General features: G+C 39.1%; 16 protein-coding genes. All 16 read right to left on the bottom strand.

Going from position 1 to position 16377, the window contains the following annotated elements; translation table 11 throughout:
• Positions 1–135: 135 nt before the first annotated feature.
• Positions 136–1689 carry an ABC-F family ATP-binding cassette domain-containing protein gene (locus ACO6FI_RS06600; protein ID WP_485456659.1) on the bottom strand — a complete coding sequence of 518 codons (1554 nt, stop codon included), beginning with the start codon at positions 1687–1689 and terminating at the stop codon, positions 136–138.
• Entirely contained in the window at positions 1686–1880 is a 195-nt protein-coding gene (locus ACO6FI_RS06605; RefSeq protein WP_009447375.1) for a DUF951 domain-containing protein, read from the bottom strand. The genes ACO6FI_RS06600 and ACO6FI_RS06605 overlap by 4 nt, the downstream gene beginning before the upstream one ends.
• On the bottom strand, positions 1877–2716 hold the full coding sequence (locus ACO6FI_RS06610) for a pyridoxamine kinase (RefSeq protein WP_485456660.1): 840 nt from the start codon (positions 2714–2716) through the stop codon (positions 1877–1879). The genes ACO6FI_RS06605 and ACO6FI_RS06610 overlap by 4 nt, the downstream gene beginning before the upstream one ends.
• Positions 2717–2761: 45 nt before the next feature.
• The gene (locus tag ACO6FI_RS06615) at positions 2762–3352 is read right to left on the bottom strand and encodes a sugar O-acetyltransferase (protein ID WP_485456661.1); all 591 of its coding nucleotides are present in this window, start codon (positions 3350–3352) and stop codon (positions 2762–2764) included.
• Positions 3353–3364: 12 nt separating this feature from the next.
• A complete protein-coding gene (locus ACO6FI_RS06620) occupies positions 3365–3727 on the bottom strand; it encodes a hypothetical protein (protein ID WP_485456662.1) in 363 nt (120 codons plus the stop codon).
• A 4-nt stretch (positions 3728–3731) separates the two neighbouring features.
• A complete protein-coding gene (gene rpiB, locus ACO6FI_RS06625) occupies positions 3732–4181 on the bottom strand; it encodes a ribose 5-phosphate isomerase B (RefSeq protein ID WP_485456663.1) in 450 nt (149 codons plus the stop codon).
• Positions 4182–4190: 9 nt separating this feature from the next.
• A complete protein-coding gene (gene rsmI, locus ACO6FI_RS06630; protein WP_485456664.1) occupies positions 4191–5039 on the bottom strand; it encodes a 16S rRNA (cytidine(1402)-2'-O)-methyltransferase in 849 nt (282 codons plus the stop codon).
• On the bottom strand, positions 5029–5772 hold the full coding sequence (locus tag ACO6FI_RS06635) for a tRNA1(Val) (adenine(37)-N6)-methyltransferase (RefSeq protein ID WP_485456665.1): 744 nt from the start codon (positions 5770–5772) through the stop codon (positions 5029–5031). The genes rsmI and ACO6FI_RS06635 overlap by 11 nt, the downstream gene beginning before the upstream one ends.
• Positions 5773–5775: 3 nt before the next feature.
• Positions 5776–6585 (bottom strand): PSP1 domain-containing protein, encoded by an 810-nt coding sequence (locus ACO6FI_RS06640; RefSeq protein WP_485456666.1) that lies wholly within the window; start codon positions 6583–6585, stop codon positions 5776–5778.
• Between the two features lie 9 nt (positions 6586–6594).
• Positions 6595–7569, bottom strand: coding sequence for a DNA polymerase III subunit (locus tag ACO6FI_RS06645; RefSeq protein WP_485456667.1), 975 nt, complete (start codon positions 7567–7569; stop codon positions 6595–6597).
• 1 nt (position 7570) lies between these two features.
• Complete coding sequence (locus tag ACO6FI_RS06650) at positions 7571–8152, bottom strand: guanylate kinase (RefSeq protein ID WP_485456668.1); 582 nt, start codon at positions 8150–8152, stop codon at positions 7571–7573.
• A gap of 6 nt (positions 8153–8158) precedes the next feature.
• Complete coding sequence (locus ACO6FI_RS06655) at positions 8159–9517, bottom strand: aminotransferase class I/II-fold pyridoxal phosphate-dependent enzyme (RefSeq protein ID WP_485456669.1); 1359 nt, start codon at positions 9515–9517, stop codon at positions 8159–8161.
• A complete protein-coding gene (locus ACO6FI_RS06660) occupies positions 9510–12506 on the bottom strand; it encodes a glycoside hydrolase family 3 N-terminal domain-containing protein (RefSeq protein WP_485456670.1) in 2997 nt (998 codons plus the stop codon). Before ACO6FI_RS06660 ends, ACO6FI_RS06655 begins: the two co-directional genes overlap by 8 nt.
• Before the next feature lie 18 nt (positions 12507–12524).
• Positions 12525–13034 (bottom strand): GtrA domain-containing protein, encoded by a 510-nt coding sequence (locus ACO6FI_RS06665; RefSeq protein WP_485456723.1) that lies wholly within the window; start codon positions 13032–13034, stop codon positions 12525–12527.
• Between the two features lie 8 nt (positions 13035–13042).
• Complete coding sequence (locus tag ACO6FI_RS06670) at positions 13043–15646, bottom strand: beta-glucosidase (protein WP_485456671.1); 2604 nt, start codon at positions 15644–15646, stop codon at positions 13043–13045.
• Positions 15647–15822: 176 nt separating this feature from the next.
• The gene (hpf, locus tag ACO6FI_RS06675) at positions 15823–16359 is read right to left on the bottom strand and encodes a ribosome hibernation-promoting factor, HPF/YfiA family (RefSeq protein ID WP_485456672.1); all 537 of its coding nucleotides are present in this window, start codon (positions 16357–16359) and stop codon (positions 15823–15825) included.
• Positions 16360–16377 lie beyond the last annotated feature (18 nt).

Below are 16377 nucleotides of genomic sequence, written 5' to 3' on the forward strand. Positions count from 1 at the left end.
TTTTGTGGGGCTTATAAAATAATTATTTTAGGACATAATCATTTATGCTTGACACCTTTCTCTTCCATTTTCTAAAACTTTTTTGTAATTTTTTAGATAAAAAGGAATAGCGAAACGATATCCCTTAAAACCTCATTATACCCTCAACGACCATTCCCTACAATCTATACTTCTCGTTATAAAATCCTCATAGAAATCAGGTTCATGGCAAATCAAAAGTATACTTCCCTTATACGCTTTCAACGCTCTTTTCAGCTCTTCTTTTGCATCCACATCCAAATGGTTAGTAGGCTCATCCAAAAACAGTACATTAGTGGCTCTGTTTATAATCTTGCAAAGTCTTACCTTAGCCTGCTCTCCGCCTGAAAGCACTCTAAAAAGGCTCTCTATATGCTTTGTCGTCAGACCGCATTTTGCCAGAGCCGATCTGACTTCATACTGGCTAAAGCCCGGAAACTCACTCCAAAGCTCCTCTATGCAGGTATTCTTTGACTTATTGTCACTCTCCTGCTCAAAATATCCTATCTCAAGATAATCTCCAAGAACAGTCTTGCCGGAAATTGCAGTTGTAAGCCCTAATATACTCTTTAAAAGAGTGGACTTGCCGATACCGTTTGCACCGAACATAGCTATCTTTTCTCCTCTTTCCATCCTTACATTTATAGGTTTTGAAAGCGGTGTATCATAGCCTATTACAAGATCTGTTGTTTCAAATATAGTCTTACCCGGAGTTCTTGCTTCTTTAAAGTTAAACTCCGGCTTCGGTTTTTCTGCCACAAACTCTATTATATCCATCTTATCAAGCTTTTTTTGTCTGCTCATAGCCATATTTCTGGTGGCAACTCTTGCTTTATTTCTGGCAACAAAATCAGCCAACTCTTCTCTTTCCTTTTGCTGACGATTGTAGGCAGCCTCAAGCTGTTTTTTCTTTACCTCATATACCTCAAGGAACTTGTCGTAGTCTCCCACATATCTGTTCAACTCCTGATTTTCCATATGGTATATGATATTTACCACCGAATTGAGGAAAGGTATATCATGTGAGATAAGTACAAATGCGTTCTCATAGTCCTGTAAATATCTTTTCAACCACTCTATATGTTCGGCATCTAAATAGTTTGTAGGCTCGTCCAGAAGTAAAATATCAGGTTTTTGAAGTAAAAGCTTAGCCAAAAGGATCTTTGTCCTCTGTCCTCCGCTAAGTTCCGTCACATCCCTGTCAAGTCCTATATCGCTAAGTCCCAGTGCATTTGCAACCTCTTCCACCTTTGCGTCTATAGTATAGAAATCATGTGCCATCAAAAGTTCCTGAATAGTGCCAAGTTCCTCCATAAGCTCATCCATCACACTTTCATCAGCCATTGTAAGCATATCGCAGATTTCATTCATCCTTTTTTCCATATCAAAAAGATGATCAAATGCCTGCTTTAGGGCATCTCTGATACTGATACCCTCTTGCAACACGGAATGCTGGTCAAGGTATCCTATCTGAACATTCTTTGCCCACTCTATTTTGCCCTCATCCGGCATAAGCTTACCGGTCACCACGCTCATAAATGTAGACTTACCCTCTCCGTTGGCACCTACAAGTCCTATATGCTCACCTTTCAGCATTCTGAAGGAAACATTGTCAAAAATAGCTCTATCACCAAAACCATGGCTCAAATTTTCCACATTCAAAATACTCATTGTATATCTTTTCCTTTTTCTTGTGATTTAATGCTTTTTTCTATACTCTTTCTTGCAATCATCATCTGATGATTACAACCAACGCATTTCAGTCGCAAATCCTGTCCGATTCTAAGTACTTCCCACTCATATGAGCCACAGGGATGTGGCTTTTTCAATGTAAGTATATCCCCTACATCAATTTTTATCATTTATCCAACTCTCTCACAAGCACAGGTATAGCTTTCTCAAACTTTACGCCATACCAGTGGCTGTCGTCATCTATTGTCTTTAATATAGCCTCTGAAACAAATTTTGCAGCTATCTCTACAGCCTCTCTCATAGTCTTACCCTTCATAAGACTTCCTGTAAATGCCGCAGCATAGCAATCACCTGTACCATGTGCATCTTTCTTTATTCTGTCAATATAGAATATCTCCATATTGTCATTCTCGCCCTCATATACGGCAATTCCAAGCTTACCCTCCATGTTCTTGATACCCTTTAATATTACATTCTTTGCACCAAGCTCTCTAAGTTTATGAATAATACTCATTATATATTCACCGCTTTGATTTTCAAGGATTATATCACTGTCAGTTAGAAGGGCTGCCTCTGTCATATTCGGCAATATTATATCAGCTGCTGCAATCAGAGTTTTCATTTCTTTGACAAATGCATCATCAAAGCCTGTATATAGCTTACCATTGTCTGCCATAGCAGGATCAACTATTTTTTTACCCTCAGGCTTAAGTAGATTATTAAACAGTTCTTTTACTATATCGATCTGCCTCTTACTTCCAAGATAACCTGTATATATTGCATCAAAGCTGATATTCTCTTTTAACCAATGTTCCATAATATTCGGCAAATCCTCAGTCAAATCTCTGAAAGTAAATACACTAAATCCGCCGGTATGTGTTGATAAAATTGCAGACGGCATTATAGCTGTCTCCACACCACAAGCTGAAAGAATAGGTAGTGCCACTGTTATAGAGCACTGTCCAAAACATGAGATGTCCTGTACTGTTAATACTTTTTTATCCATAAATCTCCTTTGAATAAAATCATTATATAAGCATTATAAAATTATTTATACACTATATCCCGTCTTATCCGCTTCCGTTATCTTGCGAATCACTTTACATGGCACTCCTGCCGCAATTACATTTGCAGGAATATCCTTTGTTATCACACTTCCCGAACCTATAATTGTATTATCTCCTATTGTTACGCCTTGATTTATATTTACACCTGCCCCAATCCAAACATTATTACCTATCCTTAAAGGCTTTGCATAGCAGGCTCCATGAGTACGCTCCCACATATCTGTTGCATGGTTGGAAGTATATATTCCGACTCTTGGACCGAACAGCACATTGTCACCAATCTCAATTCCCCCGCCGTCCAGCATAATGCAATCAAAATTTGCATAAAAATTATTGCCTATTGAAATATTATATCCGAATTCACATCTGAAATTAGGTTCAAAGTGAACACCTTTACCGATACACTTTAAAAGTCTTCTAAGTATAGCTTCCCTTACTTCCGACGGTTTTCCAAAACTTGCATTATACTCATCAGTCAAAAATACTGTATTTTCACGTGCTTTAACCAACTCATCAGTCAAATCATTATACATATTACCGTCTAATATAAACTGCTTCTGCTCATCAAGATTCATACTACATTTACCTCACTTTTTAAATTCTTCCATTTCCTCAAGTGCAATATCAATTATTGCCTGCTTTTCTTCAGTTTTTAACCTATAAACCGTCTCTTTATCTTTCCAGTTTTTTATTACTTCTTCCACATTCGGACGCTCTTCATCTTCATCATAAATATCCGGATCTGAAAGATTTGCAATACTCTCACGCAAAATCAAAAGTTCAAAATGATAACTCTTTGTCTTTTTATTCTTAGGAAAGACTTCATTCAACCTGTTTTCTTCCCAACTCTTTTGCTCTTCACCGAACGGATACAGCTTTTTATAATATCTGTCCATTTTTTTCTTTTTCTGCTTTGCAGTTTCAAAATTGAACCAATCCGCTATTCCCATATCTTTACCTTGAGTACTTTTCTTCTATTTCAGTGATGATATCAAGTCTGTTTTGATGTCTGCCGCCCTCATACTCTGTAGCAAGGAATGTGTCCACAATCATCTTTGCCATCTCCGAGCCTACCACTCTGGCGCCGAATGCGATAATCTGAGCATTGTTATGAAGTGCCGCCATTTTTGCCGAATAAGGCTCCGAACATACCGCCGCTCTGATTCCCGGCACCTTGTTCGCCGCCAAAGAAATACCGATACCTGTGCCGCAGATAAGTACTCCCTTGTCAAGCTTTCCTGCCGCTATTGCCTCAGCCACATCTCTTCCCGGTACAGGGTAATCACATTTTTCACCTTCTTTTGCACCGAACTCAAACACCTCATGACCGGCTTTTTTCAGATGCTCTATTATAACCTCTCTAAGCTCCACAGCCGCATGGTCATTTCCTACTCCGATTCTCATATTATCTCCTTACTCTCCCAGAAGTTCTTTATAAACTTCCCTTTTTTGTATTCCTCTATCCTTTGCTACAGCCTTCATAGCATCTTTTTTATCAAGCCCTTCCGATATATATTTATCGAAATGCTCCTTTATACTGATTTCTTCAAAGGATTTTTGTCTTTCACTTCTTTTTTCAAGAAGACTTTTTCCCTCTATTACCAGTACATACTCACCTCTGACTGCAACCCTACCCAACTCATAGTCTGCTATTATATTGCTTAAGTTTCCTCTAAGCACCTCTTCATGAAGCTTTGTAAGTTCTCTTACTATAGAAATTTTCCTGTCCCCAAGGTACTCAAAAATTTCCTTTAATGTCTTTATCAGCCTGTGAGGCGCCTCATAGAGTATTATTGTTCTGCTCTCATCCGAAAACTCGGTTAGTATCTGCTTTTTTTCATTTTTATCGCTTGGTAAAAAACCTTCAAACGAAAATCTTCTTGAACTGATACCGCTTATTGCAAGCGCGGATACCACGGCACTTGCTCCGGGTATAACGGTAACACAAAGCCCCTCTTTGTATGCAATATCCACAAGTTCATATCCCGGATCCGATATCGCAGGCATACCGGCGTCCGACACAAATGCAATATTCTTACCTGTCTTTACCTTCTCACACAGTTCATAAGCCTTATCTATCTTGTTGTACTCATGATACGATGTCAAAGGCGCCTTTATGTCAAAATGATTCAAAAGCCTTATTGTATTTCTTGTATCTTCACAGGCAATAATATCCACATTTTTCAGAGTGTCTATTGCCCTTATACTCATATCCGAAAGATTGCCGATAGGTGTAGCCACCAAATATATCTTACCTGCCATATATTTTTAACACCTCATCCGTATAAACATTTTTATCCTTATATACCACCAAAGGATGTTCCACATCCATCCAGACTCCCGATCCCTTTGCCCCCTCTATCAACACAAGATTTGCCTTACTTTCAATATAAGGATGAATAAATCTTATCCTTTTAGGTTCAATCCTGTTTTGCCTCATTGATGCAAATATTTCAGAAAGTCTGCTGGGTCTGTGTATCATAAAAAACTTTCCGCTCTCTTTTAACAGCTTACTTGCAATATTTATTACAGTCTCAAGATCTGTAAGTAACTCATGTCTTGCAATTGCCATCGGCAAATCCGGATTTTTTATAGCTGTCGTATCCTTCATATACGGAGGATTTACACAGACACTGTCCACACTGCAATTATTTATATATTTTAATGCATTTGAAATATCGTCATTTATAATATCTATCTTTTCATCAAGCTTATTATAGCTTACACTCCGACTTGCCATATCTGCAATATTGCTTTGTATTTCAATTCCTGTTATCTTTTTTGCCTCGGTCTTTACGCTCAAAAGTATAGGAACTATACCGCTTCCTGTACAAAGGTCCACAACATGACCGTTTTTCTTTACTTTTACAAAATTTGATAAAAGTACGGCATCTATCCCGAAACAAAACTTATCCGGGTCCTGTATAAGGTAAAGCCCGTTGCACTGCAAATCATCAAGCCTCTCTCCACATTCTTCTCTTAATAATTCACCCATGTCTTAAGCTTGTATCCTTATCTCACTTAGTGAATATTCTTCTATTTCCTTTGCATCCTCAGACTTGGTTACAAGCACCTTCACAGTCTGTCTAAGTACACTTGTGGAAACTACCACTCCGGATTCTCCAAGAGGAGTATATACACTTACCCCTTCTCTCGGCATCTTTCCGTTCAAATATTCATAAGTCTCCGCCTCATTTTTTAAGCAACACATCAGCCTGCCGCATACTCCGCTTATCTTTGCAGGATTCAGTGAAAGACTCTGCTCCTTTGCCATCTTTATAGATACAGGCACAAAATCTGAAAGGTAGCTGTGACAACAAAGTGCTCTGCCGCATGACCCCATTCCGCCTACCATCTTTGTCTCATCTCTTACACCTACTTGTCTGAGTTCTATCCTCACTCTGAAAATAGAAGCCAGTATCTTTACAAGCTCTCTAAAGTCCACTCTGCACTCGGCCGTAAAATAAAACAGTACCTTTGCATTGTCAAATGTATACTCGGCCGAAATAAGCTTCATAGGCAAATCAAGCTCTATTATCTTTGCCTTACATATATCAAAAGCTTCCTTTTCCTTTTTCAGATTCTCCTCAAATCTGACAACATCCTCTATATCCGCCTTTTTAATAATCTTCTTTATGGGATTAGTATAGTTTTCACTGAGTTCTCTTGGCCCCAATATTACTCTGCCGCATTCCACACCTCTGTCGGTCTCAGCTATAACCCTGTCGTTTACATCTATATCAATATCATCAGGATCATAGTAGCAGATTTTCCCCACTTCCCTAAACCTAACGCCGATTATCTTCATCATTCTCTCCTATTTTCTAAGTCCGATAAAAAGCAATTCCATAACCGTGTCCCCACTTACATTGGAATTCAGTCTAATCTCCGTCTCATCTATCAAGTCTATTATACTATTTATCTTTTGCAGTGTATATTCCCTTGAAAGCCTAAAAATAATGCTTTCTTCTCTTATAAATATAAGATTTTCCTTCTTCTTGGTAAGCTTTATGATACAAATATCTCTATACCAAAGCCTGAGAAAATTTATAAAATCTTTGAAACCGCCGGTTCTTTTCTTCAGTTCTTCAATAAAGATAAGTATATCATTTATACCCGCCTCACAAACCTTCTTTAAAAACTCTACATTTTTTTCATATATTGAGGCGAAGTCCTCCGACTCCGCCATAGCCTTTGCAACTCCCGGCGCACCGTTTGAGTAAGATGCCACTACGGCGGCCATTTCCTCACTTGAGCCGTTTTCACAAAGCCACCTTTTTATCCTGTCATTGCTTACAGGGCTTAACAAAAGTTTTAAGCACCTGCTCCTTATAGTCTCAAGCAGCAGACTCATATTTCTTACCAAATGCAAGATAACAACATACTCCGGTGGCTCCTCTATAGTCTTTAAAAGTGCATTCTGTGCTCCGACAGTCATCTTATCCGCTTCATCTATAACATATATTTTATATTTTCCGTGGTAAGGTCTTATGGCCACATCGGATACAACACTCTCTCTGATTCTGTCTATTCCTATACTCTCCTTGCCCTCCGCATCCATATAAAAAAAATCAGGATACACATTTGCCAGAAACTGCCTGCAGGCCGGACATTTCCCGCACCCGACATGGCCATTTTCACATATAAGCCTCATGGCAAACTCTCTTGCAATTTTTTCTTTACCTATCCCTTTATCTCCTGCCAGGATATAAGCATGTGAAACCGTATTTTTTATTATTGATTCTTTCAGATGATTTCTCACCTTCTCATTTCCAAGAATAAATTCACTCATCTTATATGATTCCCATATCTTTTTTTATTTCCAAGATACATTTATTCAAATCTTCATTCAAATATCTCTTGGTAATACCTGCAGCCTCAAGCCTTGCATCCGAGAAATCTTCGCTGTCCGCCAAAAATCTCCTGCAAAGCTCCGCATAATTAGGTTTTTCCTCCATCATCTCTCTGTTCACAGCCCTCTGAAGTCTTATACCGTCACCAAGCTCTATATAGATAGGCACAACATTTTCGGCACCGAAATACTCTCTTATCTTTTTATAAGATTCAAGCGTACCTATTATAAGATAGTTCTTACTCTCAAGATGCACGGAACCGTCGTCAATAGTGGCATAAGTCCACCTCCCCTGAACGGTATTATATGTTCTCATCTCTATAAGCTTGCCCTGTCTTCTGTACTCTTCTATAACAGGCTCGTCTACAAAGTGATAGCTTACGCCTTCTACATCTTCACTCCTCTTAGGTCTGGTAGTATATGTTATAATCTTTTTTGTCCTGGGACATTCGTCGTGAAGCCTGTTAAAGATTGTATCTTTACCCGAAGCACTCTTTCCCATAACATAATAAATTTTTCCCATTGTATTTTATAAGTCCAATCCGTAGACTTTTTTTCCCTTTTTAATATATTCATCCAAGACATCAAAATGTCTTTTCTCCATTATCTCTCCCTTTTTTAATACCGGAACTCCGGGAGGATATATGTAGATATTTTCCTTGGCAACCGTTCCCAGATACTTTTTATCAAGACCTGCCAAAGGCTTTTTTTCCATATATAAGAAGTTATTGTCAATATCTTTTAAAGCATTATAAAGTTTATCAAAATCATCCTTACCGTCACAAAGTGTGCTGTAAGCCAAAACATAATCAAGCTTGCTCATCTCTGTCTCAATATTGTAAGAGTCTCTCAGTATCTGCGCCAATGTAACTCCGTCAAACATATCGCAACAGATTACAAGCTTGGTAAAATCATATCCAAGTTTCTTCTTATCTTCCCACAAACGTATATGTTTTAATTTTTTCACAACACGTCTGAATTCAAATAAATTATTCAGATAATCTTTGATTTCTTCATCGCTGTTTGCCATATACCTTATACAGGCGTCAATACTTGCCATAAGTATATATGAAGGTGAACTGGTCTCAAATATGTGCAGCGACTCTTCCATATATTTTTCACTCACGATTTCGGAGTTTATATGACAGAGTGCGGTCTGTGTAAGTGACGGCAATGTTTTATGAAGACTTTGCACCACAATATCTGCACCCAAATCAAGTGCAGACACACAAAATTTATTTTTACTTTTGCCGTAATCAATATTATTTATATAATTAAGGTGACCGCCATGTGCCTCATCCACTATAAGAGGTATGTCATTCTCATGCAGAAGTTTTGCAATCTTTTCTATATCTGATACCACTCCCTCATAAGTCGGTGAAGTTATCACTGCAGCCACTATATTTTTTTCTCTATTAACTCTTAAGATACTTTTTAATGCCTTGATATCACAGCTTTCTGCGATATCAAGTTCATTATAATAAACATCTAAATATATAGGTGTCAAATCAAGCAGTTCAATAGCGTTGTATACACTAAAATGTGCATTCGGTGCCACTGCTATATATGACTTTTCATTTTTATAATTTCCTGTGCAAGCACAAGCCCTTATACTTGAAAGTATACCACAGCTTGAGCCGTTTATTAAGTAGTATGTTTTATCACTTTTGTATACATGCTTTGCAAACTCCATAGAGTCTCTTATGATGCCTGTAGCATCATGCAAATTGTCGGTGCCTTCCACTTCCGTCAAATCCATCTTATAAATGTCCGTCATCATCTCTTCTATTGCTTTAGGCACTTTTCTTTTATGCCCCGGCATATGCATAGGCAATATACCGGAGCTGACATATTCTTTTAATTTATATGCTAAACAATCTTTATTCATTTTCTGTATTTTTATCTTCCACTATTTTATCTGATTTTGCCTCTGAGGCATCACCGTCTGCAACTTCCGCTACAGGACTTACTCTGTCTTCTCTTCTTTCAAGCTCCTTTCTGAACTTGAAGTTTTTCCATGTTTTCATAAGAATTAGTACAACAGCTGCCGCACAAATAATATCTACTATAATAGTGGCAATCTGCCATCCCATTAACCCCAAGTTTAAGTTCTCAGGTGCATATGCTCTGCTGTTTACCGTAGTATAAAGTATATTATGTGACGCTTTTCTGAGTGCGAGTGTTGCTGTGGCGCTCTTATCCTTTACGTAGTTGAAACCTGCATCAATAGCTGTAAGGCAGAAGTCCGTACCGTTTCTTGTAGCTCTGTTTGCATCCAAATATCCGTATCCGCCGGCACCGAAGTAGTCTGTCAAAACCATTCCTCTAAATCCCCACTCATCTCTGAGAATCTTATTTAACACATTATCCGATGCATACGCCGGAGTGGTTCCGTAGTGGTTGAAAGCCGCCATCACAGCCTTGGCATTCGCTTCCTTTACACAGATTTCAAAAGGACGAAGATATACTTCTCTTACCGTCTGCTCATCCGCCCATGTCATAAGCTGGTATGTTCTGTTGGTCTCCTGATCATTTAACGCAAAGTGCTTGATATAAGCATATACTCCGTTGTCAGCAGCGCCCTTTACAGCCTCTGCCGCAATCTTTCCCGAAAGTATCGGATCCTCTGAGTAGTACTCGAAGTTTCTTCCTGCAAAAGCGCTTCTGTGGGTGTTCATAGCAGGTGCATACCAACCTGATACCTGCATCTCATTTGCCATCTTTCCTATACTGTCACCGAATGAATGTGCAAGCTCGGTATTGAAGGTATTTGCAAGCATTATAGTCGCAGGCAAACCTATTGAACCCTTCTTTGTGAAGTTGTTGTTTATAGATGAAGGTCCGTCACAGTCTACTGTCTGTACCTTTCCTATTCTGCCGATGGCTACTGTCTGATATCCTCCAAGCGCTACAAGCTTTGACATATCGTTAAAGGTCATCTCGTCAAGCAGAGCATCCCACTTAGGGTCGTCATATTCAAGTCCTCGAAGGTCCTTTAGCTTAAGCTTATTGTTTGCACCTGTTGTAGGCATCTTATCGGACTCCACGTCAAACTTTGAAGCATCGTAATTGCTGTTATTTAAGAATGCAGCCTTTTTATCCTCAGGTAATGTAAAATCTGTAGGAGCCTTTGTGGCTTCTTCAAGGTTTGCAAACTTGTCCTTTCTTGAAAGTACGGTGAAGTTTCCTCTCATATCGTCAAGCTTGTTTGTTGCAACTTCATTGTCGCTGCTTCTCTTATTTTCACTATTGTATACAATATCCTTTTCAATCGGGAATGTTCTTGTGTCAAGGATATTATGTGAATCCTCCTGAAGGCTTATCTCATATGTTCCGGCCTCAAGCACATACGCTTTTTTATCCTTCTCATCATATGATGCCATATCCTCCAAATTGAAGGTAACTTTTACAGTCTCACTTTCTCCAGGCCCTAACAGCTTTGTCTTTCCGAATCCGACAAGATTTGTACTCGACTTTTCGATTCCTCCGTTTTTATAAGGCGGATTATAATAAATCTCCACCACATCTTTTCCGGCAACATTTCCCGTATTGGTTACAAGTACATCAATACTTATCTTACCGTCATTTGCAACAATCTCACCCATCTCCTTTGTGAAATTGGTATATGAGAGTCCGTAGCCGAAAGGATACTGCACATAACCTGCATAGTTGATAGCGTTTTCCTTGGCTGCAGTCTCATAGAATTTGTATCCTACATAGATGCCCTCGGCATAGTTTACAAAGCTCGGTTTATGCTTTGTACCTCTGTCATCTGTAGAAAACTCGTCCATATTTGTATACTGAAAATCTCCGAAGTTATTGTAGCTTGGGCTCTTCTTCAAATCATATACAAATATATCGCTTGTCTTACCTGAAGGATTTATCTCACCGTCCAAGATCTTTCCAAGTGCGTTAAATCCTGTCTGTCCCGGTCCCGGGCACCAAACCACACTTGAAATATTCTCATAATCATTTACAAATCCAAGCTCCATAGGATTTGCGGAATTGATAATAACCACAATATCCTTGAATGTCTTATTTACCGCATCAAGCATTGCAGCTTCTCTATTTGAAAGCTGTAAGTAGCTCTTGTTTGCATCAAGGTCATCTTTTTGGTCACTGTATCTAAGTCCCTTTGAACCGAATGTACCTCCGTCAGTAAAGTTGTCCTCGGTATTCGGGTCAAGGCTCTTCGGAAGGTCTGCACCCTCACCGCCCGATCTTGCGATAACCACTACAGCCTTATCCGAATACTTTCTGGCATTTTCAAAAACATTCGCTTCTTTGTACTGATCGATTGAAGGCTCAGGTATTGTCCAGTCCTGACCCCACATTCCTACTGTAGGTCTCTTTGCTCTGAAATCGGTATAGAACTTAACCAAGTCCTCATTTACCTCAAATCCGGCATTCTTGATACCGTCAATCAGTGAAACTGTAGGGAATGAGTCGTTGAGTCCGCCTGAACCTGTACCGCCGTAAAGCGGGTTTGTAGACGACCATCCGAACAGATTGAGCTTTGTACCTTTCTTTAGCGGCAGTGCCGAATCATTCTTTAAAAGTACAATTCCTTCTCCTGCGATGTCCTCTCCCAAAGTCTTTGCTTCATCAAGTGACTTATCAGTTATAACGCCTCTTCCCGTTGCCAATGTAATCATGGTCTTTAGCGGACCGTTCAACATCATATTGACACTGATAACCGTACCTACCATAAAAAGAATCCAGGCAGCCGACCTTGATAACTTTTTAAAGGCAAGTTCTCTGTTCCTTGTAATAAACATAACTACAAGCGCACACACCAAAAGTGTCACTATAGCTATGAGCTGTGGAGCAATCGACTTTATCACACTTACCACATCCGCCATATTGATAGCTAACATAATATTCCTCCGATATATTTATTTTTTCTCCGGCATCACTATAAATTTCATTGCAGGGTAGCTGATAACCACCTGTACTATGATATTAAGCGCATTTGCCAGCGTAGGTACAAGACTTGCACTCACCCCTATATCCCTAAAAAACTTTTGTGAATATGCAGGCAGTGCCGCGGAAACTATAACCAAAACTACGGCGAGAATTATATACTTGGGTATTGCATCCTTAAAAGCCGCATTTGACTTAAACACAAACTGCTTTTGCACAAAGAAGTTTACAGTCTGTGCAAGTGCGGTAGCTGCAAGGAAGCTTAAAAAACCTGCCGTTCCAAGATTTTGCTCAATATTGTCCGCATAGTTAAATATAAAAAACTTAAAAGGTATAAGATGCCATCCAAGACCTGTAAAAGCGGATGTGGCTATCCACATCACGATAAAATTTACTATCGTTGCCACATTTGAGAGTATATTAAACTTGATAAACTCCCATATGTTCGGATGGCTGTCTATCCATTCCTTTAAAAACATCATAAATCTTCTCAATCTTCTCTTTGTAAGAATTCTTTTTTGTATTTTTTATTTGCCTTTTTGTTTTTAAAATATCCGGATATTATTCCGAATATTCCCTTAAAGAAATGTCCGTTTACCAAAAGCACAATGGAATCCACCATCTCCATACTTACCTGTCCGTTACTCATCTTTCCTATAGCCCTGAAAGGCATATTGAACTGAAATAAAGTATTAAGGTCGGGCACGCCTGCTTCCAATGATTTTTTCAATCTCTTATCCAGTATTCTGTAGGCAAATCTTGCAATAAAACTCTTTGCATAATACATTTGACAAAGTGCGTCATTGATACCCAGTTCACCGCTCCAATGACCGTCCGGTATATCTCTTCCAAGCAAAACCTTATACTCGGAATCGTCGACTCTTTTTATATCACCGCTGTAGTATGAAGGAAGCTCTTTTTTATTGTACGGGAAAACCTTTGCATTTCCGTTTACCTTAAGTGTGGTCTGCAATCTGATATCCTCACAGCTGCTGCCGATATATATATCATACTCACCGCTTTCCACCTCAAAAGCATTCGTCATTATATTATAAAACCTGAAAGACTTGTCATCAAAACTTATAGTGACTTTTTTCTTCTCACCGGGAGACAGTGCTACCTTTTTAAATCCCTTTAACTCATACTTAGCTCTGAAGATATTTGAGTTTTTCAAACCTATATAAAGCTGTGCGACTTCCTCACCTGTCACCTTTCCGATATTTTCAATATAGAAGCTTACCTTTTCATCGTCCACCTCTATATCGCTGTACTTAAACTCCGTATAGGAAAGTCCGTATCCGAAAGGATAAAGTACATCCACATTCCTTGTGGTAAAATATCTGTAGCCTACAAAGATACTCTCTCTGTACTCTGAAGTTCTCTCCTTTGAAGGATAATATCTTACATTCGGCTCATCTTCATATCTCTTTACTATGGTCTCGGCAAGTTTTCCGCTTGGACTCAATTTTCCTGTAAGCAGTTCAAATACCGCGCCCATACCTGCCTGTCCGAAAAGATAGCCGTGTAATATAGCCTTTAGATGCTTTTCCCAAGGCATCTCAATACATGAGCCTGCACTTATAATACCTACTATATTTTGGTTCTCATTTGAGAGCTGCTCCATCAAATCTATCTGATTTTTCGGAATTTTAAGATGTGTCCTGTCAAGACCCTCAGACTCGCTTGCCTCATTCAGTCCGAAGAAGTAAAGCACAATATCAGCCTTCCTTGCAAGTGTCATCGCCTCATCGGTCATAACGGCATCATCTTCCTTATCAAGCCTTGAATATCCTCTCGCCGTTCCTATCACTTCCAAATCCGACTCTTCAAGGATTCTTTGTAATGTGTCCACCTTGGTAGGATTTACTTTTGTAATGCCTGCTCCTGCATAAGTAGGATTCATATCCAGTTTATCAAGCCTATCTTCAACCTTCTCTAATCTTGATTCTATCTTGTTTTCAAGTTTTTGCACATTTTTTGAATCAATATTCAACTTCTCAAAGAGTTTCTTTGCATCCTTAACCACAGTTGCGTTTACCATTGAAGAACCTGCGCCCTGATATCTCGGATTGAAGGCAAAATCTCCTATTATGGCAATCTTTTTCTTAGAGTTCAGCGGCAAAATATTGTCCTCATTTTTTAAAAGTACAATACTTTTTTTGGCAGCCTCTTTTGCAAGCGCATGATTGTCCTCAAACATCTTTGCCTTATCTTTCGGCTTTTTCTTATCTTTTGTTGATAAAGCAATCTCTATAAGCTCATCCACTCTGGCATCGATATCGCTTTCCTTTATCTTTCCGACTTTTATAGCATCCAAAAGTTCTCTTGCACTGTCAAGTCCGGGAGCGGGCATCTCCAAACTTGAACCGTTTTTTACACCAAGTGCATGGTCGTTTGAAGCACCCCAGTCTGTGACAACCATACCGTCAAACCCAAGATCCTTTCTTAAAATATCTATCAAAAGATGCTCATTTTCATTGGCGTATACTCCGTTGACCATATTGTAGCTTGTCATTACAGACTTCGGATGTCCTTCTTTGACAGCTATCTCAAACGCTGTGATATATATTTCTCTTAGCGTCCTCTCATCAAGCACCGCATCCATTGCCATTCTTCTAAGTTCCTGCGAGTTTACGGCAAAATGCTTTACACAGGAAGCTATTCCGTTACTTTGAATACCTCTAATCATTGCGGCTGCCAGTTTTCCGCTTAAATACGGGTCTTCGGAATAGTACTCAAAATTTCTTCCACAGAGCGGATTTCTCTTTATATTGATTCCCGGACCCAAAAGTACATTCACATCTTCAGCGGCAGCCTCCGCTCCAAGTCCTTCTCCGACCTTTTCAAGCAGCTTCTCATCCCAGCTGTTTGCAAGTGTGGCGGCAGTCGGAAAGCATGTGGCGGGTACGCTTGCATTAAGCCCTAAATGGTCTCCCTTTCCCGCCTGCTTTCTTACACCCGTAGGACCGTCCGCATGGTGAAGTACATCAACTCCTATGGATGTAAATGACCTTGTATCCCAGGCATTCTTACCTGAGAGGTAGGCACATTTTTCTTCCAATGTCATTTTTTCTATAATATCTCTATGTTTCATTTTCCTCCTTTAAAACAAACTGCCGCTCTTTTAACATCATCGAAAGCACCCTCAAAATCATGGCTTGCTAAACACCTTATGCTTTCACAATCCTGACCTTATTATAATATATATTCAAATTTTTTGATATTATTTTCAAATAAAAAAGGAGTCCGAAGACTCCTAATAATGTGCTTTTATACTTCCGGCTCTATAATACCGTACTTGCCGTCTTTTCTCTTATATACTACACAAATCTCATCGCTTAGCGCATTTCTGAATACATAGAAATCATGTCCCAAAAGCTCCATCTGTAAGCACGCCTCCTCAGGATCCATAGGCTTGATACTGAATCTCTTGGTCTTTACAATCTTTATCTCATCTTCTTCATCCGAATCCGAATAATCTTCTTTTATAAAGAAATCTGAGAAAGATACACTTGACTGCTTCTTATCTACAAGCTTGTTTTTGAACTTCTTTATCTGTCTCTCTATGATATCCTCAACCTTATCTATGCTTACGTACATATCTCCGCTTACTTCTTCGGCTCTGATAAGCCCCTGCTTGGTCGGGATGGTAACTTCTATCTTATGTGCCTCCTTTTGCACACTGAGTGTAATCTTCGCCTCAGTCTCTTCTGTAAAATATTTTCCTAATTTATGAAGCTTCTCCTCTACCGCCTTCTTCAAACCATCAGTTATTTCGATATTTCTTCCAGTAATTGTATAACGCATATGTATAAGCTCCTTTTC

Source organism: Lachnoanaerobaculum sp. (assembly GCF_057250505.1).

Bases quoted from the DNA above. Each gene is read 5' to 3' on its own strand.
- ACO6FI_RS06615 (WP_485456661.1), bottom strand. From the start codon at position 3,352: ATGAATCTTGATGAGCAGAAGCAGTTTATATTAGACGGTAATATGTAT.
- ACO6FI_RS06645 (WP_485456667.1), bottom strand. From the start codon at position 7,569: ATGAGTGAATTTATTCTTGGAAATGAGAAGGTGAGAAATCATCTGAAA.
- rpiB (WP_485456663.1), bottom strand. From the start codon at position 4,181: ATGAGAATCGGAGTAGGAAATGACCATGCGGCTGTGGAGCTTAGAGAG.
- ACO6FI_RS06660 (WP_485456670.1), bottom strand. From the start codon at position 12,506: ATGTTAGCTATCAATATGGCGGATGTGGTAAGTGTGATAAAGTCGATT.
- ACO6FI_RS06670 (WP_485456671.1), bottom strand. From the start codon at position 15,646: ATGAAACATAGAGATATTATAGAAAAAATGACATTGGAAGAAAAATGT.
- ACO6FI_RS06600 (WP_485456659.1), bottom strand. From the start codon at position 1,689: ATGAGTATTTTGAATGTGGAAAATTTGAGCCATGGTTTTGGTGATAGA.
- ACO6FI_RS06640 (WP_485456666.1), bottom strand. From the start codon at position 6,585: ATGAAGATAATCGGCGTTAGGTTTAGGGAAGTGGGGAAAATCTGCTAC.
- ACO6FI_RS06620 (WP_485456662.1), bottom strand. From the start codon at position 3,727: ATGGGAATAGCGGATTGGTTCAATTTTGAAACTGCAAAGCAGAAAAAG.
- ACO6FI_RS06650 (WP_485456668.1), bottom strand. From the start codon at position 8,152: ATGGGAAAAATTTATTATGTTATGGGAAAGAGTGCTTCGGGTAAAGAT.
- hpf (WP_485456672.1), bottom strand. From the start codon at position 16,359: ATGCGTTATACAATTACTGGAAGAAATATCGAAATAACTGATGGTTTG.
- ACO6FI_RS06665 (WP_485456723.1), bottom strand. From the start codon at position 13,034: ATGATGTTTTTAAAGGAATGGATAGACAGCCATCCGAACATATGGGAG.
- ACO6FI_RS06655 (WP_485456669.1), bottom strand. From the start codon at position 9,517: ATGAATAAAGATTGTTTAGCATATAAATTAAAAGAATATGTCAGCTCC.
- rsmI (WP_485456664.1), bottom strand. From the start codon at position 5,039: ATGGCAGGTAAGATATATTTGGTGGCTACACCTATCGGCAATCTTTCG.
- ACO6FI_RS06605 (WP_009447375.1), bottom strand. From the start codon at position 1,880: ATGATAAAAATTGATGTAGGGGATATACTTACATTGAAAAAGCCACAT.
- ACO6FI_RS06635 (WP_485456665.1), bottom strand. From the start codon at position 5,772: ATGGGTGAATTATTAAGAGAAGAATGTGGAGAGAGGCTTGATGATTTG.
- ACO6FI_RS06610 (WP_485456660.1), bottom strand. From the start codon at position 2,716: ATGGATAAAAAAGTATTAACAGTACAGGACATCTCATGTTTTGGACAG.